The organism is Streptomyces alboflavus, assembly GCF_000716675.1.
GTDB classification, from domain to species: domain Bacteria; phylum Actinomycetota; class Actinomycetes; order Streptomycetales; family Streptomycetaceae; genus Streptomyces; species Streptomyces alboflavus.
The window spans coordinates 23,452-45,468 of record NZ_JNXT01000034.1 but is presented as its reverse complement, the minus strand read 5'-3'; the positions used below and the strand labels follow the sequence as shown (position 1 = coordinate 45,468).

20 protein-coding genes are annotated in these 22,017 nt (G+C 72.3%); 10 read left to right on the top strand and 10 right to left on the bottom strand.

What is annotated here, in order from left to right:
• Position 1: 1 nt before the first annotated feature.
• The 6 genes from OO63_RS24310 (at position 2) to OO63_RS24285 (ending at position 5,988) form a co-directional block, all read left to right on the top strand.
• Entirely contained in the window at positions 2 to 886 is an 885-nt protein-coding gene (locus OO63_RS24310; protein WP_030361352.1) for an SDR family NAD(P)-dependent oxidoreductase, read from the top strand.
• A 10-nt stretch (positions 887 to 896) separates the two neighbouring features.
• Positions 897 to 2,213, top strand: a complete 1,317-nt coding sequence (locus tag OO63_RS24305) for an amidohydrolase family protein (RefSeq protein ID WP_030361353.1) — start codon at positions 897 to 899, stop codon at positions 2,211 to 2,213.
• The gene (locus tag OO63_RS24300) at positions 2,210 to 3,460 is read left to right on the top strand and encodes an amidohydrolase family protein (RefSeq protein WP_030361354.1); all 1,251 of its coding nucleotides are present in this window, start codon (positions 2,210 to 2,212) and stop codon (positions 3,458 to 3,460) included. Before OO63_RS24305 ends, OO63_RS24300 begins: the two co-directional genes overlap by 4 nt.
• Positions 3,461 to 3,514: 54 nt before the next feature.
• Positions 3,515 to 4,237 carry a VIT1/CCC1 transporter family protein gene (locus OO63_RS24295; protein ID WP_030361355.1) on the top strand — a complete coding sequence of 241 codons (723 nt, stop codon included), beginning with the start codon at positions 3,515 to 3,517 and terminating at the stop codon, positions 4,235 to 4,237.
• 123 nt (positions 4,238 to 4,360) lie between these two features.
• Positions 4,361 to 5,257, top strand: a complete 897-nt coding sequence (locus tag OO63_RS41535; protein ID WP_030361356.1) for a sterol desaturase family protein — start codon at positions 4,361 to 4,363, stop codon at positions 5,255 to 5,257.
• A gap of 92 nt (positions 5,258 to 5,349) precedes the next feature.
• Positions 5,350 to 5,988 (top strand): lysoplasmalogenase, encoded by a 639-nt coding sequence (locus OO63_RS24285; RefSeq protein WP_030361357.1) that lies wholly within the window; start codon positions 5,350 to 5,352, stop codon positions 5,986 to 5,988.
• Here OO63_RS24285 and OO63_RS24280 read toward each other — a convergent pair.
• The 5 genes from OO63_RS24280 to OO63_RS24260 form a co-directional block, all read right to left on the bottom strand.
• Positions 5,957 to 6,991, bottom strand: coding sequence for a CopD family protein (locus OO63_RS24280; RefSeq protein WP_030361358.1), 1,035 nt, complete (start codon positions 6,989 to 6,991; stop codon positions 5,957 to 5,959). The two genes, OO63_RS24285 and OO63_RS24280, sit on opposite strands and share 32 nt — an antisense overlap.
• Positions 6,992 to 7,324: 333 nt before the next feature.
• Positions 7,325 to 8,713, bottom strand: coding sequence for a CoA transferase (locus tag OO63_RS24275; RefSeq protein WP_030361359.1), 1,389 nt, complete (start codon positions 8,711 to 8,713; stop codon positions 7,325 to 7,327).
• A gap of 7 nt (positions 8,714 to 8,720) precedes the next feature.
• On the bottom strand, positions 8,721 to 9,371 hold the full coding sequence (locus OO63_RS24270; protein ID WP_063750447.1) for a hypothetical protein: 651 nt from the start codon (positions 9,369 to 9,371) through the stop codon (positions 8,721 to 8,723).
• Between the two features lie 69 nt (positions 9,372 to 9,440).
• Positions 9,441 to 11,027 (bottom strand): S8 family peptidase, encoded by a 1,587-nt coding sequence (locus OO63_RS24265; RefSeq protein WP_030361361.1) that lies wholly within the window; start codon positions 11,025 to 11,027, stop codon positions 9,441 to 9,443.
• A 13-nt stretch (positions 11,028 to 11,040) separates the two neighbouring features.
• Positions 11,041 to 12,624 (bottom strand): S8 family peptidase, encoded by a 1,584-nt coding sequence (locus tag OO63_RS24260; RefSeq protein ID WP_030361362.1) that lies wholly within the window; start codon positions 12,622 to 12,624, stop codon positions 11,041 to 11,043.
• A gap of 404 nt (positions 12,625 to 13,028) precedes the next feature.
• Between OO63_RS24260 and OO63_RS24255 the strand changes: the two genes are divergently transcribed.
• The 3 genes from OO63_RS24255 to moaA all read left to right on the top strand — a co-directional run bounded on the left by OO63_RS24255 (position 13,029) and on the right by moaA (position 16,232).
• Positions 13,029 to 13,397, top strand: a complete 369-nt coding sequence (locus tag OO63_RS24255) for a DUF485 domain-containing protein (RefSeq protein ID WP_030361363.1) — start codon at positions 13,029 to 13,031, stop codon at positions 13,395 to 13,397.
• Entirely contained in the window at positions 13,394 to 15,037 is a 1,644-nt protein-coding gene (locus tag OO63_RS24250; protein WP_030361364.1) for a solute symporter family protein, read from the top strand. The genes OO63_RS24255 and OO63_RS24250 overlap by 4 nt, the downstream gene beginning before the upstream one ends.
• Before the next feature lie 202 nt (positions 15,038 to 15,239).
• Positions 15,240 to 16,232, top strand: a complete 993-nt coding sequence (gene moaA, locus OO63_RS24245; protein ID WP_030361365.1) for a GTP 3',8-cyclase MoaA — start codon at positions 15,240 to 15,242, stop codon at positions 16,230 to 16,232.
• A 25-nt stretch (positions 16,233 to 16,257) separates the two neighbouring features.
• Here moaA and OO63_RS24240 read toward each other — a convergent pair whose 3' ends face one another.
• The gene (locus OO63_RS24240) at positions 16,258 to 16,482 is read right to left on the bottom strand and encodes a hypothetical protein (protein ID WP_030361366.1); all 225 of its coding nucleotides are present in this window, start codon (positions 16,480 to 16,482) and stop codon (positions 16,258 to 16,260) included.
• Positions 16,483 to 16,660: 178 nt separating this feature from the next.
• Positions 16,661 to 17,050: a DUF3099 domain-containing protein gene (locus OO63_RS24235; protein WP_051811140.1), complete on the bottom strand. Its 390-nt coding sequence runs from the start codon at positions 17,048 to 17,050 to the stop codon at positions 16,661 to 16,663.
• A 214-nt stretch (positions 17,051 to 17,264) separates the two neighbouring features.
• Between OO63_RS24235 and OO63_RS24230 the strand changes: the two genes are divergently transcribed.
• Positions 17,265 to 17,540 (top strand): GlsB/YeaQ/YmgE family stress response membrane protein, encoded by a 276-nt coding sequence (locus tag OO63_RS24230; protein ID WP_030361368.1) that lies wholly within the window; start codon positions 17,265 to 17,267, stop codon positions 17,538 to 17,540.
• A gap of 111 nt (positions 17,541 to 17,651) precedes the next feature.
• Here the strand turns inward: OO63_RS24230 and tyrS are convergent, their stop codons facing one another.
• The 3 genes from tyrS to OO63_RS24215 all read right to left on the bottom strand — a co-directional run bounded on the left by tyrS (position 17,652) and on the right by OO63_RS24215 (position 21,929).
• Positions 17,652 to 18,917: a tyrosine--tRNA ligase gene (gene tyrS / locus OO63_RS24225; protein WP_030361369.1), complete on the bottom strand. Its 1,266-nt coding sequence runs from the start codon at positions 18,915 to 18,917 to the stop codon at positions 17,652 to 17,654.
• Positions 18,918 to 19,017: 100 nt separating this feature from the next.
• On the bottom strand, positions 19,018 to 20,409 hold the full coding sequence (locus OO63_RS24220; RefSeq protein WP_030361370.1) for a TldD/PmbA family protein: 1,392 nt from the start codon (positions 20,407 to 20,409) through the stop codon (positions 19,018 to 19,020).
• Complete coding sequence (locus OO63_RS24215) at positions 20,406 to 21,929, bottom strand: TldD/PmbA family protein (protein WP_030361371.1); 1,524 nt, start codon at positions 21,927 to 21,929, stop codon at positions 20,406 to 20,408. Before OO63_RS24215 ends, OO63_RS24220 begins: the two co-directional genes overlap by 4 nt.
• Between the last annotated feature and the right edge of the window lie 88 nt (positions 21,930 to 22,017).

Below are 22,017 nucleotides of genomic sequence, written 5' to 3'. Positions count from 1 at the left end.
CATGGAGCTGCGCCGGGGGCAGGTCGCCGTCGTCACGGGTGCGGCGAGCGGCGTCGGGCTCGCCCTCGCACGGCGGTTCGCGGCGGACGGACTCACCGTCGTGCTCGCCGACGTCGAGGCGGACGCCCTGGAGAAGGCGGCGGCCGGACTGCGTGCCGACGGCGCGCGCGTGCACGCGCGCGTGGTCGACGTCGGCGTGCGCGAGCAGGTCGTCGCGCTCGCCGACGACACGTACGACCGGTTCGGCGCCGTGCACGTCCTGTGCAACAACGCCGGGGTCGGCTCCGGCGCGGAGGGCCGGATGTGGGAGCACGATCCGAACGACTGGAAGTGGGCCTTCGAAGTCAACGTGTGGGGCGTCTTCCACGGCATCCAGGCGTTCGTGCCACGCATGCTCGCGGGCGGCGAGGAGGGCCACGTCGTCAACACCTCCTCCGGGGACGGCGGTATCGCGCCGCTGCCGACGGCGTCCGTGTACGCGGTCACCAAGGCGGCCGTCGTGACGATGACGGAGTCCCTGTACGCGCACCTGAAGGCCGCACGCGCGCGCGTGGGCGCCTCCGTGCTCTTCCCCGGGCCGCACATGCTGCGCACCGGCCTGTGGGAGTCGCACCGCAACCGCCCCGAGCGGTACGCCAAGTCCCGCCCCCGCAGGACGCCCTACCGCACCCTCGGCCAGTGGGAGGCGGCCATGCGCGAGGCCGGGCAGGAGGTCGCGTTCACGCCCGTGGAGGACGTCGCGGACCTGGTGGCCGAGGGCGTCGTCGCGGGCCGCTTCTGGCTGCTGCCCGCGAGCGAGCACAGCGACCGGCAGATCCGGGCCCGCGCGCAGTCGATGCTCGGCCGGACCGACCCGTCGTACCTGGAGAGCTTCATCCTGGACTGAGGGAGCCGCCATGACGGACCCGCACGACACCGAAGAACCCCGACAGGGCTTCGAAGAGCCCTACTTGATCGTCTCCTCCGACTGCCACGCCGGTCTGCCCACCGAGGAGTACCGGCCCTACCTGGACGCCCGGTTCCACCGGGACTTCGACGAGTTCCTCGGCGGGCGCGAGCGGCGCCGCGAGGAGATGACCCGGCTCGGCATCCGCAACGAGGCCTTCGCCGACCGCTGGTTCAGCGACAACGAGGAAGGCCTGAAGGGCGGCTGGGACCCCGCGCAGCGGCTCAAGGAGCTGGACGGCGACGGGGTGGCCGCGGAGGTCGTCTTCCCGGACGCCGACGCCGTGGACAGCCGCACCGCCGCGCCCTTCGGAGTGGGCCTCGGCCTCTCCGGGGACCAGGACCCCGCACTCGGCATGGCGGGCGCCCAGGCGCACAACCGCTGGCTCGCCGACTTCGTGTCGGGGAACCCCGAACGGCACTGCGGCGTCGCCCTGCTGCCCGTCACCGGCGAGGTCGACCGGGTCGTCGCCGAGATCCACCGCGCCAAGGAGTCGGGCCTCGGCGCCCTGATGATCCCCTCCATGTGGGTCGACAAGGCGCCCTACCACGACCGGCGTTACGACCCCGTATGGGCCGCGGCCGCCGAGTGCGCGATGCCCGTGCTCACCCACTCCGGGGCGGCGCCGCGCGACGAGTACGGCGACCACCTCGGCATCTACGTCTCCGAAGTGACCTGGTGGCCCGCACGCCCCCTGTGGTTCCTGCTCTGGTCCGGGGTCTTCGAGCGGCACCCGGGGCTGAGGTTCGGGGTCGCGGAGTCGGGCTGCTGGTGGCTGCCGAACCTGCTGTGGTTCATGGACCGGCTCTACCTGGGCGCGCACGGCGGCAAGAAGCTGTCGCCGTTCGCCGAGCTGAAGCGCCCGCCGCACGAGTACCTGGACCGGCAGATCTTCGTCTGCGCCACCAACACCAAGCGCCGCGAGCTGGCCCAGCGCTACGAGATCGGCGTCGACAACATCCTCTGGGGCAGCGACTTCCCGCACCCCGAGGGCACCTGGCCCGACACCCGCGGATGGCTCGCGAGGACCTTCCACGACATCCCCGTCGCCGAGACCCGCCGCATGCTGGGCCTCGCCGCCGCAGAGGTCTTCGGCTTCGACACGGCGAAGCTCGCCCCGCTGGCCCGCCGCATCGGCCCGACCCCCGCCGACCTCGGCCAGGACCCCGACCAGTGCGCCGTCGAGGCCTCCTGGGCCCGCTCGCGCGAGACGGGCCGCCACTGGCTGACCGGCCACGACTTCCCGACGCTCGGGGTGACCCCATGACCGACGCAAGGACGTACGCCGACACCGACCGCTACACCGTCATCTCCGCCGACTGCCACGCGGGCGCCGACCTCCTCGACTACAGGCCCTACCTGGCCGCCCGCCACCACGACGCCTTCGACGCCTGGGCGGCCACCTACGTCAATCCGTACGAGGACCTGCTCGCCGACACCGCCGACCGCAACTGGAACTCCGAGCGCCGTGTCGCCGAGCTGGAGGCCGACGGCATCGTCGCCGAAGTGGTGTTCCCCAACACCATCCCGCCGTTCTTCCCGTCGGCGTCCCTGATGGCCCCGGCGCCGACCCGGCAGGAGTACGAGCAGCGCTGGGCCGGACTGCGCGCCCACAACCGCTGGCTCGCGGACTTCTGCGCGGCGGCACCCGGGCGCCGGGCGGGCGTCTTCCAGATCCTGCTCAACGACGTCGAGGAGGCCGTCAGGGAGGTCCGCCGGTGCGTCGACGCGGGCCTCACCGGCGGGGTCCTCGTGCCCGGCACGCCGCCGGGGTCCGGCCTGCCCGAGCTGTACTCGCAGACGTACGACCCGCTGTGGGCGGTCTGCGCGGAGCTGGGCGTGCCCGTGAACCACCACGCGGGCTCGGCCTCGCCGCCGCTCGGCGACGAGCCCGCCGCGCGCGCGGTGTTCATGGTGGAGACGACGTGGTTCTCCCACCGGGCGCTGTGGCACCTGATGTTCGGCGGCGCGTTCCGGCGCCACCCCGAGCTGAAGCTGGTCCTCACCGAGCAGGGCTCCGGCTGGATCCCGGGCGTGCTCGCCATGCTGGACTACTACCACGGGCGGCTCGTCGCGGCCGTCGCGCGCCGGGACACCGCCGAGGCCAAGTTCGGCGCCGGGCTCTCCGAGGCCATGGGCAAGGGACCCTCCGAGGTGTGGCGGGACAACTGCTTCGTGGGCGCCAGCTTCATGCGTCCGCACGAGGCGGCGGTGCGCGACCGCGTCGGCCTCGACAAGATCATGTGGGGCAGCGACTACCCGCACGACGAGGGCACCCACCCCTTCTCGCGCGAGGGCCTGCGCGCCGCCTACGCGGGCCTGCCCCCGGCCGAGGTCGCGGCCATGGCGGGCGGCAACGCGGCCCGTGTCTACGGCTTCGACCTGGGGCGGCTCGACGCGATCGCGGCGCAGGTCGGGCCCACCGTCCAGGAGCTCGCCGAACCCCTGGAGAAGGCCCCGGCCGGGGCGACGAGCCCGGTGTTCGCGCCCGGCGGGCAGACCAGGGTCTGGTGAGCCCCCGGTGCGCCGCTGCCGTGCGGGCGGCGCACCGGGTGAGACCCTCCCCGGATGAGCGATTCCGCGCCCGCCCCCGACCACGACGAGGCCCACGGCGGGGCGCTCGGCACCCGCCTCAACTGGCTGCGGGCCGCGGTCCTCGGCGCCAACGACGGCATCGTGTCCACCGCGGGCCTCGTCGTCGGTGTCGCCGGTGCCACCGACGAGCGCGCCACGATCCTGACGGCGGGCCTCGCCGGACTGCTCGCCGGGTCGATGTCGATGGCCGCGGGCGAGTACGTCTCCGTGTCCACCCAGCGCGACTCCGAGAAGGCCGCCCTGGCCATGGAGAAGCGCGAACTGCGCGAGCAGCCCGAGGCCGAACTCGCCGAGCTGACCGACCTCCTCGAAGAGCGAGGGCTCAGCCGTGACGTGGCCCGCGAGGCCGCCGTGCAGCTCACCGAGCGGGACGCCCTGCGCGCCCACGCGCGCGTGGAGCTCGGCATCGACCCCGACGAGCTGACCAACCCCTGGCACGCCGCGTGGGCGAGCTTCCTCGCGTTCACCGCGGGCGCGCTGCTCCCGCTGCTCGCCATGGTGCTCCCGCCCGCCGATTGGCGCCTTGGCGTCACTGTCCTCTCGGTGCTCGGCGCGCTCGCCCTCACCGGCCTCAGCAGCGCCCGGCTCGGCGCCGCGGCGGTGCGGCCCGCCGTCGTGCGGAACGTGGCGGGCGGGGCGCTCGCGATGGCGGTGACGTACGGGGCGGGGGCGCTGCTCGGCGCGGCCGGGGTGTGAGGCGGTGGTACGGACCTGCGCCCCGCATTGGCGGAGATCACCAAAAACCAGGGCCGTACCCGCGGTAATACTTATCGGTAACAACCCCTAGCGGCAGCCCAGAGGCCGTTCTACCGTGCACGCATGTCCCCGAACCTGCCCGATGTCGTGCTGTGGTCCATCCCCGCCTTCGTGGTGCTCACGGTCGTCGAGATCATCAGCCACCGGGTCCACCCCGACGAGGACGCCGCCGGGTACGAGACCAAGGACGCCGCCACCAGCATCACCATGGGGCTCGGCAGCCTGGTCTTCGACTTCCTCTGGAAGATCCCGATCGTCGCCGTCTACTCCGGGGTGTACGCGCTGACGCCGCTGCGCGTGCCCGTCCTGTGGTGGACGATTCCGCTGATGCTGCTCGCGCAGGACTTCTTCTACTACTGGTCGCACCGCGGCCACCACGTGATCCGCGTCCTGTGGGCCTGCCACGTGGTGCACCACTCCAGCGAGAAGTTCAACTTCACCACCGCGCTCCGCCAGCCCTGGACGAGCCTCACGGTGTGGCCGTTCTACCTGCCGCTGATCGCCCTCGGCGTGCACCCTGCCGCCCTCGCCTTCTGTTCGGCGACGAACCTCGTCTACCAGTTCTGGATCCACACCGAACGCATCGGCAAGCTGCCCCGGCCCATCGAGTACGTCTTCAACACGCCCTCCCACCACCGCGTCCACCACGCCTCGCAGGGCGGCTACCTGGACCGCAACTTCGGCGGCATCCTGATCGTCTGGGACCGCCTGTTCCGCTCCTGGGTCCCCGAGACTGACCGCCCGGTCTACGGCCTCACGAAGAACATCACGACGTACAACCCGCTGCGCGTCGCCACCCACGAGTACGCGGCGATCGCCAGGGACCTGAAGAGCGCCTCCAGCTGGGGCGAGCGGGCGGGCCGGGTCTTCCGGGGCCCGGGCTGGCAGCCGTCCCGGCCACCGGAGGCGACGGCGGTGCCGGTGCCGACGCAGGAGCGCACGACGGAGCCCGCGGCGTGACCCGCGCGGAGCCGGGCGAGCCGACGCTCGCGGCACCACCCCCGGCGCCGGGCGCCGATCCGCCGACGTCCAGGAGGCACGGCTACGGCACGGTGGTCCTCGCGGCCTTCGCCCTCGTGGCGGCCGGCGACCTCTCGGCCCTCGCCCTGGGGGCCGACACGGGCCACACCGTCCTGAAGCCGCTCCTGATGCCCCTGCTCGCGGCCTACGCGGTCCTCCGCCAGGGCCCGCCCCTCCTGGTGGCGGCCCTCCTCTTCGGCTGGGGCGGCGACGTCCTCCTCCTCGGCGACGCCGACCCGCTCTTCCTCGCGGGCATGGGCTCCTTCGCCGTCGGCCACCTCTGCTACCTGGCCCTGTTCCGCAGACACGGCGAGCACCACGCCCCGGCCCGGGGCACCTTCGTCGTGGCCACCTACGCCTGCGCCCTGATCGTCACCGTGGCGCTCCTGTGGCCCGACCTGCCGTCGGACATGCGGATCCCGGTGGCGGGCTACAGCCTGCTCCTGACCGCCATGGCCTTCGGCGCGACCACCCTCGGCCTGACCGCCGCGGCGGGCGGCGGCCTCTTCCTCCTGTCGGACACCCTCATCGCCACGGACGTCGCCGACTGGGCGCAGGCACCCCGCCCCGACTTCTGGATCATGCTGACCTACCTGGCCGCCCAGGCCCTCCTGACCCGGGGCGTGCTCACCGCCACCCTCACCAACGGATCGGCACCGGAACGACGGTGAGCAGCGCCGACACCGCGACCACGGCCCCGAGTGCCATCACCTCGGCGCGCGCGGGCGCGTACGTGCTGAGCGTGGCCCGGGGCGACCGCTTCAGCCGGCGCCGGGAGAGCAGCGCGAGGACGGCGACGACGGCCACGAGCAGCACCTTGGCGAGCAGGGTGCGGCCGTAGGCGGTGTCCGTCAGCTGGTCCGCCACGGTGTCCGGCGGCATCCGGCGCAGCGTGCTGACGATTCCGCTCGCGGTGATGGCGGCGAACAGGACGGCGGCCACGCGCGCGTAGCGGCCGAGCACGGCAACGCCCGCCTCCGGGGCGGTCCTTCGCCAGCTCCGCAGCGTACGCAGCGCGTACAGCAGGCCGCCCGCCCACAGCGCCGCGCACGTCAGGTGCACCAGGGTCAGCCCCGAGCCGACGAGCGCGGCCTCCTCCGTCGGCGGGTGGGCGCGCAGCGCCTCCGCCACGATCACGGCGGCCAGCGGCAGGACCGCGCTGTCCGGGCGGCGCGAGCGGGCGCACAGGGCGGCCACGACGAAGGCGTTGACCTCGAGGAGCGCGAGGCGGCCGTCCCGCGACTGGTACAGGCCGCCGACGTCCAGGTCGGACGGCTGGTGCGGCACCAGGTTGCCGCTGGCCACGATCGAGGCCAGGCCGAGCGCGGCGACACCGCCCGCGACGGCCGCCCACCACCCCCACCCCGGCGGCGCCGACGCGAGCGGCGCCCCCGGCACCCGGCGCGCGAGCCGCCGCACGAACACCTCGCCCACCTGCACGCACAGCGCGGCGAACAGCACCGTCCGCAGGAACGTGATGCCCGGCGTGCCCGGCGCCTCGGCCTCACCGGTGCCGTCCAGGACGGCGGCGGGCCCGAAGAGCGGCACCACGGCCGCGACGGCCACGAGGACGAGCACGGCGACGGCACGGCGGGAGGACGGGCGGCGGGGCGCGGTGGTTCGGGAGGTCGGGGCAGCGGCGGGCGGCGCGGAGGGGTGCTCCGTGCGCCGCACGGTGAGGCGCAAGGTGTCGGCAGGGTCCGGAGTGCGCCGCACGGTGAGGTGCAGCGTGTCGGCCGGGTCCGGATACGCCGTGTCGGGCACGGCCGGACGCGTCGTGTCGGCCGGAGCCGCGTGCGCGCCGGCCGGGCCCGCGTCCCCCGGACGGTGCGGCGGGGCCGAATACCCCGGGTGCGACGAGGAGGCGGCCGTCCCGGCCGTGGCCTCGCCACCCGGGTCCCCTGGCGGTCGTATGGAGCTCACCACAAGATCTTCACCAGTCGTCGCACTCCCGGGCAAGTCCGGGCAAACAACTGGCGGAATGTCATTCCGACCGTCCGGCCCCGCTCACCGCCACACAGGGGCATCCCCGCCCCAACCGCCCGGCGGCCGCCCCCAGTTCACGGGCCCGCCGTCGAAGGACACCGGCGGGAGGGCGTGCCGCAGCAGACCCAGCGGACCGTCCGTCCCGGTGAGCCAGGGATCCGCCGCGTACGTAGGCCAGCCCGTGAGCCACGCCGCCGTCCGCGCGAGAGCGAGCCGCACCACCGGCGTGCCACCCGTGCCGTCGGCGGTTCCCCCCAGCCGCTCCGACAGCGCCCGCAGCACCGCCGCGGCCAGCAGATACCCCGTGCCGTGGTCCAGCGCCTGCGCGGGCAGCGCACCGGGCGCGTCCGGCGCGCCCTCGGCCACCGCGATGCCCGTGGCCACCTGCACCAGGCTGTCGAAGCCGCGGCGGCCGGACCACGGGCCGCTCGTGCCCCACGCCGAGAGCTGCGCCACGACGAGGCCGGGCCGCCGCTCGGCCAGCGCCTCGGGGGCGAGCCCGAACCGATCGAGGGTGCCGGGCCGGTAGCCGGTCACGACCACGTCGGCCCGGGCGAGCAGGTCCTCGAAGGCGCGCCGGTCCGCGGGGGCGCCGAGGTCGAGGGTGGCGGAGCGCTTGCCGAAGCCCGTGTCGGCGTGCTGGTCGGGGAGTTCGGGCAGGTGCGGCGGGTCGACGCGCAGCACGTCGGCGCCGAGCAGGGCGAGCGTACGGGTGGCGACCGGTCCGGCGATGACGCGCGTGAGGTCGAGGACGCGCAGCCCGGCGGCGGGCAGGAGCGGGTCCGTGGCCGCGGCCCGGAGGGGCGCCGTCGCGGGCGGGGCGCCGTCACCGAGCCGCTCCCGGCCCACGAGGGGGAGCCCGGCCACTGCGACCCCCTGGGGATGCGCGGCCCACTCCTGCGGCGTGCGCAGGGCGACGGCCAGGCCCCCGGCGGCGTACACCGCCTCCTCGGCCTCGGCGGCGGGCAGCTCCGCGAGGCGGGCGCCGACGCGCTCCACGGACGCCTCGCCGTCGCCGAGACCCAGCGCGGCGAGCAGGCGGGCCCGGTGGTGCGGGTAGTTGGCGTGCGTGCGCACCCAGCCGTCGGCGGTGCGCCAGAAGCGCGACAGGGGCGCGAACGACTCCGGCGCGCGCCCGTTCACGAGGAGGTGCCGTTCACTGGCGAACGCGGCGGCCACCGAACCGTCGTCCACGCGCGCGTGCGGCACGTCCCGCCCCGTGCGCAGGGCCGCCAACTCGGCGGCGGCGAGCGCGCAGACGCCCACACAGGACCGCGCGAGCGCCCGCACCGGGAGCCGCGCGGGCAGGGTGTCCTCGCGTACGACGGGGGAGAGGCGGGACAGGAGCGCGGGGTCGCCCCCGAGCGCGTCCCAGGCGACCGCGGCGCCGTCCAAGGGTGATTGCGTCATACAGTCACTATGCCGTGCCCGCGGGCGGGTACCCCGTCGCAGGACCAAAAGCCCCCGGCCCCGGGGCCCCTGGCCCACCAGCGCCCGGCCCCGCGACCCCCGGCCCCGTGGCCCCCGCCGCCGAAGCCGCCGACCACCACAGCCGGATCTCCTGCGCCGGGTCGGACGGCCGCAGCTCCCAGCCGCGCCGCGCCGCCGCCTCGACGACGTACGCGCCGCCGACGCCCCGGTACGTGCGCCACGGCACCTCGCACTCCGTCGGGGGCGCGGGCTTCTTCGGGGCCTTGGGCCTGGCCGCGCGCTTCGTCCACTTGTCCAGGTACGCGTCGACCCGCGCGGCGTGGAAGGCGGTGTCGCCCTCGTGGTTCAGCTCGGGCCAGGTCACGGCCCAGCGCGGCCAGAGGGAGATCTTGCCGATGACGGAGTCCATGGCGCGCTCGGCGCCGCGCTCGAAGCCCGGGATGACGGTCAGGATCTCGGCGAACATCGCGACCACGATCATGACGAGCGCGAAGGCGAGGAGCAGCAGCCACCACACCGGCAGGACCAGCACGGTCAGCACGAACCGGAGCCACAACTGCCATCCGGGGCGGTCAGGTTCGGCCCGCCACTGCTGCTGCCCTTCGTAGACGAACGTCGAGTCCTGGTACGCGTACATGCCATGCATCCTCTCGCGAAGGGCCGGGCGGTCCGCACACCGCCCGGCCCTCACCACCTCACTGAGGCGTTACTTGCGCACGGCGTCCAGCGCGTCGGACATGCCCACGCCGTAGAAGCCGTTCTTGTTCTTCCCGCCCGCGCACACCGCGTCGACCTTGCCGTCGCCGTCGATGTCGTAGGGGTCGGTGCACGCCATCGCGTCGGCCTGGCGGTACAGCAGGGCCTTCACCCGGGCCGCGGAGGCCTTCGGGTGCGTCGACTTGATGAGCGCGGCCACGCCCGCGGTGTGCGGCGAGGCCATCGACGTACCGGCCTTGTAGCCGAACTTGCCGCCCGGCAGCGTCGACAGGATCAGCCCGCTGGTGGCGGGCGGCTGCGGCTTCTGGAAGGCGGTGGAGTCGCCGCCCGGCGCCGCGATGTCGATGACGCCCTTGCCGTAGTTCGAGAACGACGACTTGATGCCCTTCGCGCCCGTCGACGACACCGTCACCACGCCCGGGAGCTGCGACGGTATGTCGAGGCAGTCCGCGGTCTTGATGGTCCGCTTGACGGGCGTCGTGTCGTCCGGGCTCGACTCGTCGACGATCTCGTCCTGGGCGAGGTCCGTCTCCGCGTTGCCGGCCGCGGCGACGTTCACCGCGCCCTTGCGCTCCGCGTACCTGGTCGCCCGCCCGACCGCGTCGACCAGTGCCTTCTGGTCGGCGTCGGTACGGCAGTTGAACAGCCACGGGTCGGTGTAGTAGCTGCTGTTCGTGACGTCCACGCCGTGGTCGGCCGCCCACATGAAGCCGCAGACGACGGCCTCCGTGTAGTACATGCCGGTCGCTGGCTCGGCCACCTTCAGGCTCGCGACCTTCACGCCCGGCGCGACACCCGTGACACCGGTGCCGTTCTTCGCGGCGGCGATGGTGCCCGCCACGTGCATGCCGTGGTCGCTCTCCTTGGCCACCGGACGCCACGCGTTGTCCTTCTGCGTGGGCACGCCGCCCAGACAGCTCGCCGAGGCGCGCCTGTCGAAGTTCGGCGCGATGTCCGGGTGGGTGTCGTCGACGCCGGAGTCGAGGACGCCGACGGTCACCTTCGGGCTGCCGAGGGACACCTTGTGGGCCTGGTCCGCCTTCATGGCGGGCAGGTCCCACTGCAGCGGCTCGAACTCGTCCTGCCCGGCCCCCGCCTTGCCCGCGGCGGCCTCGGCCTCCTTGGCGGACAGCGGACGCGCGGCGTCGATGTCGTCGCTGGACTGCGCCGACAGCGGCGCGGTGCGCGTGGCACCGGCCGATTGCACGCCCTTGACCTTGCGGATCGTCTTCGCGAAGTCGGGGTTCGCGGAGTGGACGACGATCACACCGATCTTGTCGTACGAGATCACGACCTTGCCGTCGGCCTTGGCGATGGCCTTCTTGACGTACTTGGCCGCCCAACCGCCCTGCCCGGTGCGGACGTTGACGACATAGCTCATCGTCGAACCGTCCGCGGCCGCGGCGAGGACGCCGACGCCGGGTGCTGCGGGCGCCGAGGGCGCCGCCGGGGCGTCGCTCCGCGCGGACGCGGTGCCCGGCAGGAAGGCGAGCGCGGAGATCACCGCGACGCCGAGGGGAAGGGCGACGGCGCGGCGTCCGGCCCGGCCGGTCCCGCTGGTGTGCTTGCTGCTCAAGGTGCCGTTCCCCTTACTTCTTCACGGCGTCGAGCGCGTCGACGATCCCGTGGCCGTAGAAGCCGTTCCTGTTCTTGCCGCCCTTGCAGACGGCGTCGACCTTGCCGTCGCCGTCGGGGTCGTACGGCTTCGTCGGGCAGCCCGGGTTGTCGGCCTGCCGCTTGAGCAGCCGCTGCAGCTCCGCCGGACCCGCCTTCGGGTGCGTGGACTTCAGGAGCGCGGCGACACCGGCCGCGTGCGGGGACGCCATGGACGTGCCCTGCAGCCACGCGTACTGGCCGCCCGGCATCGTGGAGAGGATGCCGCCGTCCTTGGAGGGGGTGTCGGTCGGCTTCTGGTAGCGCCGGTCGCCGCCGGGGGCCGCGATGTCGACGACGCCGTTGCCGTACGTCGAGTAGTACGACTTGGCCTTGTACACGCCCGTCGCGCTGACCGTCACGACGCCCGGGAGCTGGGTCGGGATGTCGAGGCACTCGTGCGGGTCGATGGTGCGGGGGACCGGCGTGGAGTCGTCGGGGCTCGACTCGTCGAGGATCTCGTCCGCGTCCAGGTCGTGGTTGGAGTTGCCCGCGGAGGCGAGGTTCAGGGTGCCCTTGCGCTGGGCGTACAGCTGGGCGCGGTTGACCGCGTCGAGGATGGCCCGCTGGTCCGGGTCGTCCTTGCAGTTGTACAGCCACGGGTCCACGTAGTAGCTGTTGTTGGTGATCTCGATGCCGTTGTCGGCGGCGAACACGAAGGCGCAGACCACGCTCTCCGGGAAGAACAGCTCGCTGACCGGGTCGGCCACCTTGATGCCCGCGACCTTCACGCCGGGCGCGACACCCGCGACGCCGACGTTGTTGCGCGCGGCGGCGACCTCGCCCGCCACATGGGTGCCGTGGTAGTGCTCGGGCTTCTCCGGGCGCCAGGCGCCGGGGGAGGTGTCGGCCTTGCCGCCGACACAGCTCGCGGACTGCTTGGCCGAGAAGTTGGGCGCGAGGTCGGGGTGGGTGTCGTCCACACCGGTGTCGATGACGCCGACGGTGACCTTCTTGCTGCCCGGGTTGATCTGCGCCGCCTTGTCGGCGCCGATGGCCCGCAGATCCCACTGGTCGGCTTCCAGCGGCTCCTGGGCGGCGGCGCCGCCCTTGCCCGCCGCGGCCCGCTGCTTGAGCGCCTTGGCCCGCTCCTTCGACACGAAGGTCGGCGCGCCCTCCTGCGTCGTGGCGGCCGGGGTGAGCGGCGAGGTGCGGGTGGCGCCCGCGGAGTGGACACCGCGCACGTCGCGCAGCGTCTTGCCGAAGTCCGGATTGGCCGAGTGGGCGACGATCACGCCTATTTTCGCGTACGTGACGACGACCGTGCCGTCGGCCTCGGCTATCGCCTTCTTCACCCGCGCCAAGGTCTTGGCGTCCGACCTGGTGTTGACGACGTACGCCAGCTTGCCGGCCGCGTCGGTGTCCGCGGCCCGCGCCGTGCTGGAGCCGGGAGGGTCGAGCGGGGCGGCGGTCGCGGCGCCGGGCGCGAAGCCGACCGCTGCGGCGAGCACGACACCGAGCGGCAGCGCGAGCGCCAGGCGTCTGGAGCGCGACGTGCGTGACGAGCGCAGATGAGCCATGGGATCTCCACATCATCCGGATACGGAACTGCCCGAACACTGCTGGTGCTCGGGCAGGTGCATGACGAGTGGTGCAGGGTGAAGTTATCCCCCGAACTCCCAGGCCAGCAATGGCTTCCCGAAGAAAGCGGGAAAAGCGTGAGTTCGACCGCTTCGGGCGCGCCGCCGAGACGTTGAACAGCGGACAGAACCAATATCGACCCCCTGTCGGATCACGTCCCCGGGGCTTAGCATCACCATCCGCGGCCACGTGATCCGTGTCACTATCCGTGCCACCCACGACGGCCCGAGAGCAGAGAACGCAGACCCCCATGCACCGCACCACCTCCGACTCCCCCCACCTCCCCGAACCCCCCGCCCCGGCACCACACCTCCCCACCACCCCCGTCCCACGAGGAGACTCCGTGGCCACCGACGTACCGCCACCATCGAAGGGCGGCTCAGAACCCACCCCCGTCACGCCCTCCACGGAGGAGTTCGTCGCGGTGCAGCAGAGCGCGGAGTTCGGCGAACTGCGCACCGCCCACCGCTCGTTCGCGTTCCCGCTGACCATCGCGTTCATCGCCTGGTACCTGGTGTACGTCCTGCTCTCGAACTACGCGGGCGACTTCATGGGCACCAAGGTGCTCGGCAACATCAACGTGGCCCTGGTCCTCGGCCTCGCCCAGTTCCTGACCACGTTCCTCATCGCCTGGTGGTACTCCCGCCACGCCGCCAGCAAGCTCGACCCCAAGGCAGAGGCCATCAAGTCCCGGATGGAGGGCGGCGCGTGAGCACCCTTCAGCTCCACTCGGCGCAGAGCACCGTGCTGGCCGCGAACGAGGCCAGCGAGCACCGGCCGCTGATCATCACACTGTTCGCGGTCTTCGTCGTCGCCACCCTCGTCATCACCGTGTGGGCCGGCCGGCAGACCAAGAGCGCCGCCGACTTCTACGCCGGCGGACGGCAGTTCACCGGCTTCCAGAACGGCCTCGCCGTCTCCGGCGACTACATGTCCGCCGCGTCCTTCCTCGGCATCGCGGGCGCCATCGCCCTGTTCGGCTACGACGGCTTCCTGTACTCCATCGGCTTCCTGGTCGCCTGGCTGGTGGCGCTGCTCCTGGTCGCCGAGCCGCTGCGCAACTCCGGCCGCTACACCATGGGCGACGTCCTGGCGTACCGCATGCGCCAGCGCCCCGTGCGCACCGCCGCGGGCACCTCCACCATCGTCGTCTCGATCTTCTACCTGCTCGCGCAGATGGCGGGCGCGGGCGTCCTGGTCTCGCTGCTCCTCGGCATCACCAGTGACGGCGGCAAGGTCGCCATCGTCGCGCTCGTCGGCGTCCTGATGATCGTGTACGTCACCATCGGCGGCATGAAGGGCACCACCTGGGTGCAGATGGTCAAGGCCGTGCTGCTGATCGCGGGCGCTCTCCTGCTGACCTTCCTGGTGCTCCTGAAGTTCGACTTCAACATCTCCGACCTGCTCGGCAGCGCCGCCGAGAACAGCGGCAAGGGCGCGCCGTTCCTGGAGCCAGGACTGAAGTACGGCGCGACGGCGACGTCCAAGCTGGACTTCATCTCGCTCGGCATCGCCCTGGTGCTCGGCACCGCGGGCCTGCCGCACATCCTCATCCGCTTCTACACGGTGCCGACGGCCAAGGCCGCCCGGAAGTCAGTGAACTGGGCCATCGGCATCATCGGCGCCTTCTACCTGATGACGATCGCACTGGGCTTCGGCGCCGCCGCGCTGATCTCGCCCAAGGAGATCACCGACTCCAATCCGGCGGGCAACACCGCGGCGCCCCTGCTCGCCCTCCATCTGGGGGGAGTGGACTCCAACTGGGGCGCCATCCTGCTGGCGACGATCTCCGCCGTCGCGTTCGCCACGATCCTCGCGGTCGTCGCGGGCCTCACCCTCGCCTCGTCCTCGTCGTTCGCGCACGACATCTACGCCAACGTCATCAAGAAGGGCAAGGCCAGCGAGAAGCAGGAGGTCAAGGCCGCGCGCTGGGCGACCGTCTTCATCGGCCTCGTCTCCATCGGCCTCGGCGCCCTCGCCCGCGACCTGAACGTGGCCGGCCTGGTGGCCCTCGCCTTCGCCGTGGCCGCGTCCGCGAACCTGCCGACGATCCTCTACAGCCTCTTCTGGAAGCGGTTCACCACCCAGGGCGCGCTGTGGTCGATCTACGGCGGCCTCACCACCGCCGTCGTCCTGGTGCTGTTCTCGCCCGTCGTCTCCGGCAACGAGAAGACGTCCATGTTCAAGGGCGTCGACTTCCACTGGTTCCCGCTGGAGAACCCGGGCCTGATCTCCATCCCGGTCGGCTTCCTGCTCGGCTGGCTCGGCACCGTCCTGTCGAAGGAGGAGCCCGACAAGGAGAAGTACGCGGAGCTGGAGGTCCGGTCCCTGACCGGCACCGGAGCGCACTGAGCCGACCGGGCCCGCCCACCGCGGGCCCGCTCGGGGCACCCCGGCGCGGCCGCGCCGCCGAGATCGTCGTAGATCTCTACGACGCGGTCGCGCCGCTCCTGTTGGATCATGCCCCTCTTCGATGTCAGCACCGTCACGTAGGCTCGTACTCAAAGGGCGTCACGACGCCACACTGCCGATCCGGACCGGGGAGGGGGCCCACGTGCTCATCGACACGTACGGCCGAGTGGCCACCGATCTGCGGGTTTCACTGACCGACCGGTGCAATCTGCGGTGCACGTACTGCATGCCGGAAGAGGGCCTGCAGTGGCTGGCCAAGCCGGACCTGCTCACGGACGACGAGATCGTCCGGCTCATCCGCATAGCCGTCACGCGCCTCGGCATCGAGGAAGTCCGCTTCACCGGCGGCGAGCCCCTGCTGCGCCCCGGCCTCGTCGGCATCGTCGAGCGCTGCGCCGCCCTGGAGCCGCGCCCCAAGATGTCCCTGACGACGAACGGCATCGGCCTCAAGCGCACCGCCAAGGCCCTGAAGGAAGCGGGCCTCGACCGGGTCAACGTCTCCCTGGATACCCTGCGCCCGGACGTCTTCAAGACCCTCACCCGCCGCGACCGCCACCGCGACGTCCTCGAAGGCCTCGAAGCCGCCCGCGAGGCGGGCCTGACCCCGGTCAAGGTCAACTCCGTCCTGATGCCGGGCCTGAACGACGACGAGGCCCCGGACCTCCTCGCCTGGGCCGTGGAGAACGACTACGAACTGCGCTTCATCGAGCAGATGCCCCTGGACGCCCAGCACGGCTGGAAGCGCGACGGCATGATCACGGCCGGTGACATCCTGACCTCGCTGCGCACCCGCTTCACCCTCACCGAGGAGGGCTCCGAGGAGCGCGGCTCCGCCCCGGCCGAGCGCTGGGTCGTCGACGGCGGCCCGCACCGCGTCGGCGTGATCGCCTCGGTCACGCGCCCGTTCTGCTCCGCCTGCGACCGCACCCGGCTCACGGCCGACGGCCAGGTGCGCACCTGCCTGTTCGCCAGCGAGGAGACCGACCTCAGGGCGGCGCTGCGCGCGGAGAGCAGCGACGACGAGGAGATCGCCCGCATCTGGAAGCTCGCGATGTGGGGCAAGAAGGCGGGCTCCGGCCTCGACGACCCGTCGTTCCTCCAGCCCGACCGCCCGATGTCGGCGATCGGCGGCTAGTCGCCGGGGCGTCGGATCAGCCGGGTCAGCCGGTGGAGCCCTCGGGCTGCTCCCACTCGGCGAGCGGCACGACGTCCTTCAAGAAGCCTCGTACGCCCAGGAATTGGGACAGGTGCTCGCGGTGCTCGTCGCACGCGACCCAGGTCTTGCGACGCTCCGGAGTGTGGATCTTCGGGTTGTTCCAGGCGAGCACCCAGACCGCGGCGACGCGGCAGCCCTTGGCGGAACAGATCGGTGTTTCGTCGCTCACGTACTCATCCCAAACAAGGCGACGCCGAGCAGCCACGGGGGGAGCTGCCCGGCGTCGGTCTGTCGCTCCGACGGGGGATGCGGAGCGCGTACGAAGTATGTCACGGGGAACCTGCCGCCTGGCACTGGAACTACATGATTGATCTGAGCTTTTCGTGAGCTTGGCGTAAGGTCGACGGTCAACTCTGTTCGCCCGACCGTGCCTTCACGTCCTCGTGCGTGACCCCGGTCACATCTTCCGGGACGGGTTCCGCGGCCCGTTCACGGGTCGCCGTCGGCGGCAGCATCGGCCGCGACGGTGCCGGTACGAAGGTTGACGGCAGCGACGGAGCGTTCTCGCGGCCCGCGTTGGCGATCACCACGGCGACGTACGGAAGCAGTACTCCGAGTACCAGCGCGACCAGAGCGACGTGCCGCTCGACGTTCCAGAGCACCGCGGCGGCAATGACTGAAACAGTACGGACCGACATCGAGATCACATACCGTCGCTGCCGGCCCTTGATGTCGTCCGCGAGGCCCTGCCGGGCCCCTGTGATCCGGAAGACCTGGGCGCTGCTCTGCTTCCGCATCACGTTCCACCGCCTGCCCGTCATGCCAGGCTCTCCCCGGCCTGGACGCTCCACCACGTTACGCCGCGCCTGCGCCGACGCGTAGACCGGGGGGCGGCTCGGCTCCTGGTGGGGGCTGCGTCGCGCCACGTATGGAGGTGCCCGACATGCGCCGTATGGCGGATGGGCCGACACTGAGCGTAATGCTCATGTCGAGCCGTCTGAGGAGGCAGTTATGGGCTGGTTGTGGGCGATCATCGTGGGATTCGTGCTGGGTCTCATCGCCAAGGCGATCCTGCCGGGCAAGCAGCACAGTCCGCTCTGGCTGACGACCATCTTCGGCATCATCGGCGCCGTGCTCGGCAACTGGATGGCCGCGGGCTTCGGCATCGACGAGACCAAGGGCATCGACTGGGGGCGGCACGCCCTCCAGCTGGCCGCGGCGCTCGTGGTGGTGGGCCTCGGCGACGCCGCGTACAAGATGATCAAGGGCGGCAAACGGACGGCCTAGTGGCGGGGAGACGAGCCTGACGGCGGGGAGAAGCAGTGGGGCCGGTCCGTGCGGACCGGCCCCACTGCCGTGCTGTGCCTGACGGTCAGGCCGCGGCGCTGATCCGGGCCGTCAGCCCGTGACCTCGACCGCCGCCAGGTTCTTCTTGCCGCGCCGCAGCACCAGCCAGCGCCCGTGCAGCAGGTCCGCGCGGTCCGCCACGGCGTCCTCGGCGGCGACCTTCGTGTTGTTCACGTACGCGCCGCCCTCCTTCACCGTGCGGCGCGCGGCCGACTTGCTCGCCACCAGGCCGACCTCCGCGAACAGGTCCACGACCGGGCCCAGCTCGGCGACCTGGATGTGCGGCAGCTCGGACAGCGCCGCCGCCAGCGTCGCCTCGTCCAGGTCGACCAGATCGCCCTGGCCGAACAGCGCCTTCGACGCGGCGATCACGGCCGCGCACTGGTCGGCGCCGTGCACCAGGGTGGTCAGCTCCTCGGCGAGCGCGCGCTGTGCGGCGCGCGCCTGCGGGCGCTCCTCGGTCTGCTTCTCCAGCTCTTCCAGTTCCTCGCGGGAGCGGAAGCTCAGGATGCGCAGGTACGGCGAGATGTCCCGGTCGTCCACGTTCAGCCAGAACTGGTAGAACGCGTACGGCGTCGTCATCTCCGGGTCGAGCCAGACGGCGCCGCCCTCGGTCTTTCCGAACTTGGTGCCGTCGGACTTGGTCATCAGGGGCGTCGCGAGCGCGTGCACGGTCGCGTCCGGCTCCAGGCGGTGGATCAGGTCGATGCCCGCCGTGAGGTTGCCCCACTGGTCGCTGCCGCCCTGCTGCAGGGTGCAGCCGTGGCGGCGGTAGAGCTCCAGGAAGTCCATGCCCTGGAGCAGCTGGTAGCTGAACTCCGTGTAGCTGATGCCCTCCTGCGACTCCAGGCGGCGGGCGACCGAGTCCTTGGTGAGCATCTTGTTCACGCGGAAGTGCTTGCCGATGTCCCGCAGGAACTCGATCGCGGACATCCCCGCGGTCCAGTCCAGGTTGTTGACCATGACCGCGGCGTTCTCGCCCTCGAAGGACAGGAACGGCTCGATCTGCGAGCGCAGCCGGGACACCCAGTTCGCGACCGTCTCCGGGTCGTTCAGGGTGCGCTCCGCGGTCGGCCGCGGGTCGCCGATCTGGCCCGTGGCGCCGCCCACCAGGGCGAGCGGGCGGTGGCCCGCCTGCTGCAGGCGGCGCACGGTCAGGACCTGCACCAGATGCCCGACGTGCAGGCTGGCCGCCGTCGGGTCGAAGCCGCAATAGAACGTGACGGGACCGTCCGCGAGCGCCTTGCGCAGTGCTTCTTCGTCGGTGGACTGCGAGAACAGCCCCCGCCACTTCAGCTCGTCGACGATGTCCGTCACGGGTCTCGTGTCTCCTTGGGTGTGCTTCGACCACGCACCTCGGGGGTGCGGTGTCAGAGGATGCGTGCACCCCGGCGTACCGCGGGTGCGGTCTCCGAGGTTATACGCCCTGGCTGACAGAGCTCATATTGAAATCGGGGACCCGCAGCGCGGGCATCGCGGCCCGGGTGAACCAGTCGCCCCACTCGCGCGGCAGCGTCTTCTCCGTACGGCCCGCCTCACCGGCCCGCGACAGCAGGTCCACCGGCGACTCGTTGAACCGGAAGTTGTTCACCTCGCCCACCACCTCGCCGTTCTCCACCAGGTACACGCCGTCCCTGGTCAGGCCGGTGAGCAGCAGCGTCGCCGGGTCCACCTCGCGGATGTACCACAGGCAGGTCAGGAGCAGGCCGCGCTCGGTGGCCGCGACCATGTCGTCGAGGGAGCGGTCCGAGCCGCCGTCGAGGATCAGGTTGTCGATCACCGGGGCCACCGGCAGGCCCGTCAGCGCCGCGCTGTGCCGGGTCGTCGTGAGCTGCGCCAGCTCGCCCCCGCGCAGCCACTCGGTGGGCCGCAGCGGCAGTCCGTTGTCGAACACCGACGCGTCGTCGCCGGAGGCGTGCGCGAGCACGAAGGGCGCCGACTCCAGGCCCGGCTCGTTCGGGTCGCTGCGCAGCGTCAGCGGCAGCTCCGAGATCCGCTCGCCGACCCGGGTGCCGCCGCCCGGCTTGGAGAACACCGTGCGGCCCTCCGCCGCGTCCCGGCCCGCCGACGACCACAGCTGGTAGACCAGCAGGTCCGCGACGGCGGTCGGCGGGAGCAGCGTCTCGTACCGCCCGGCGGGCAGCTCCACCCGCCGCTCCGCCCAGGTCAGGCGGCGCGCCAGCTCCTCGTCCAGGGCGCCGGGGTCGACGTCCTTGAAGTCCCGGGTGGCCCGGCCCGCCCACGCCGAGCGGGTGCGGTCCGGGGACTTCGCGTTCAGCTCCAGGGTGCCGCTCGGCTGGTCGTGGCGCAGCCGCAGCCCCGTCGACGTGCCGAGGTAGGTGGAGGTCAGCTCGTGGTTGGCGAAGCCGTACAGCTCGCGGCCGCCCGCCCGGGCGCGGGCGAAGGCCTCGCCGAGCGCGGGCGCGAAGTCCACGAAGACCGCCGACGACGTCTCGGCGGGCGCGTCCGTGAAGTCCGGCGAGGCCGGGGCGTCGGCCACCAGCGGCTGCGCGTCCTCCGCGGGCCCGCCCGTGCGGGCCGCGGCCTCGGCGGCCCGCACCAGCGGCTCCAGGTCGGCGGCGGTCACCGCGGACCGCGAGACCACGCCGGAGGCGGTGCCCTCCTTGCCGTCGACCGTGGCGATGACGGTGAGGGTGCGGCCGCGGGTGACGCCGTTCGTGGTGAGCGCGTTGCCGGCCCAGCGCAGGTTCGCGGTCGACTCCTCGTCGGCGATCACCACGCAGCCGTCGGCGGTGGACAGCTCCAGGGCACGCTCGACGATCTCGTGCGGCTTGGTGGTACGGCTCATCGCCCGGCCTCCTGCGTCGTGTTGAGGATGTTGACGCCCGAGAAGAGGGCGGAGGGGCAGCCGTGCGACACGGCCGCGACCTGGCCCGGCTGGGCCTTGCCGCAGTTGAAGGCGCCGCCGAGGACGTACGTCTGCGGGCCGCCGATCGCCGTCATCGAGCCCCAGAAGTCGGTGGTCGTCGCCTGGTAGGCGACATCGCGCAGCTGCCCGGTGAGCCGCCCGTTCTCGATCCTGTAGAAGCGCTGTCCGGTGAACTGGAAGTTGTAGCGCTGCATGTCGATGGACCAGGACCGGTCGCCGACCACGTAGATGCCCCGGTCGACGCCGCTGATCAGGTCCTCCGTGGAGAGCCCGCCGGGATCCGGCTGGAGCGAGACGTTCGCCATGCGCTGCACCGGGACGTGCCCGGGGGAGTCGGCGTACGCGCAGCCGTTGGACCGCTCGAAGCCGGTGAGCCTCGCGATCCGCCGGTCCAGCTGGTAGCCGACGAGGGTGCCGTCCTTGACCAGGTCCCACGACTGCGCGGCCACGCCCTCGTCGTCGTAGCCGATGGTCGCGAGCCCGTGCTCGGCCGTGCGGTCACCCGTCACGTTCATCAGCGACGAGCCGTACGCCAGCTTGCCGAGCTGGTCGAAGGTCGCGAAGGAGGTGCCCGCGTACGCCGCCTCGTAGCCGAGGGCGCGGTCCAGCTCCGTGGCGTGGCCGATGGACTCGTGGATCGTCAGCCACAGGTTCGAGGGGTCGACGACGAGGTCGTAGCGGCCCGCCTCGACGCTCGGCGCCCGCATCTTCTCCGCCAACTGCTCCGGGATGCGGTCGAGCTCGCCCGCCCAGTCCCAGGTGTTCCCGGTGAGGTACTCCCAGCCGCGGCCGACCGGCGGGGCGATGGTGCGCATCGAGTCGAACTCGCCGCTGGACTCGTCGACGGCGACAGCGGTCAGCTGCGGATGCAGCCGCACCCGCTGCTGGGTCGTCACCGTGCCCGCCGTGTCCGCGTAGAACTTGTTCTCGTGCACGGTGAGCAGCGAGGCGTCCACGTGCGCGACGCCGGCGGCGCCGAGCAGCCGCGCGCTCCACTGTGCGAGCAGCCCCGTCTTCTCCGCGTCCGGCACGGAGAAGGGGTCGATCTCGTACGCGGACACCCAGGTCCGGTCCGCGTGCACCGGCTCGGCGGCCAGCTCCACGCGCTCGTCCGACCCCGCCGCCTTGATCACCTGCGCCGACAGCTTCGCCATCGCGACGGCCTGCGAGGCGACCCGGGCCGCCGCGTCCATCGTCAGATCGACGCCCGAGGCGAACCCCCACGCCCCGTCGTGCACCACCCGCACCGCGTATCCCAGGTCCGTGGTGTCGGACGACCCGGCCGGCTTGGCGTCCCGCAGCCGCCAGGACGCGCTGCGCACCCGCTCGAGCCGGAAGTCTGCGTGCTGGGCGCCAAGCGCCCGCGCGCGGGCGAGCGCGGCGTCGGCGAGCGCCCGCAACGGCAACGCCGTGAAGGCTTCATCGATGGAATGAGGCACGGAATGTCTCCCTGCTGTCGCCTGTGGTGGGCCTGCTCGCCCCGGCACGGTCACGGCCGCCTCCCGGCACCGGCCACGTCCGATCATG

What these genes read in the sequence shown, in the direction of transcription:
- OO63_RS24310 (WP_030361352.1), top strand. Translation starts at nt 2, where the DNA reads ATGGAGCTGCGCCGGGGGCAGGTCGCCGTCGTCACGGGTGCGGCGAGC.
- OO63_RS24305 (WP_030361353.1), top strand. Translation starts at nt 897, where the DNA reads ATGACGGACCCGCACGACACCGAAGAACCCCGACAGGGCTTCGAAGAG.
- OO63_RS24300 (WP_030361354.1), top strand. Translation starts at nt 2,210, where the DNA reads ATGACCGACGCAAGGACGTACGCCGACACCGACCGCTACACCGTCATC.
- OO63_RS24295 (WP_030361355.1), top strand. Translation starts at nt 3,515, where the DNA reads ATGAGCGATTCCGCGCCCGCCCCCGACCACGACGAGGCCCACGGCGGG.
- OO63_RS41535 (WP_030361356.1), top strand. Translation starts at nt 4,361, where the DNA reads ATGTCCCCGAACCTGCCCGATGTCGTGCTGTGGTCCATCCCCGCCTTC.
- OO63_RS24275 (WP_030361359.1), bottom strand. Translation starts at nt 8,713, where the DNA reads ATGACGCAATCACCCTTGGACGGCGCCGCGGTCGCCTGGGACGCGCTC.
- OO63_RS24270 (WP_063750447.1), bottom strand. Translation starts at nt 9,371, where the DNA reads ATGTACGCGTACCAGGACTCGACGTTCGTCTACGAAGGGCAGCAGCAG.
- OO63_RS24260 (WP_030361362.1), bottom strand. Translation starts at nt 12,624, where the DNA reads ATGGCTCATCTGCGCTCGTCACGCACGTCGCGCTCCAGACGCCTGGCG.
- OO63_RS24235 (WP_051811140.1), bottom strand. Translation starts at nt 17,050, where the DNA reads ATGCGGAAGCAGAGCAGCGCCCAGGTCTTCCGGATCACAGGGGCCCGG.
- OO63_RS24230 (WP_030361368.1), top strand. Translation starts at nt 17,265, where the DNA reads ATGGGCTGGTTGTGGGCGATCATCGTGGGATTCGTGCTGGGTCTCATC.
- OO63_RS24220 (WP_030361370.1), bottom strand. Translation starts at nt 20,409, where the DNA reads ATGAGCCGTACCACCAAGCCGCACGAGATCGTCGAGCGTGCCCTGGAG.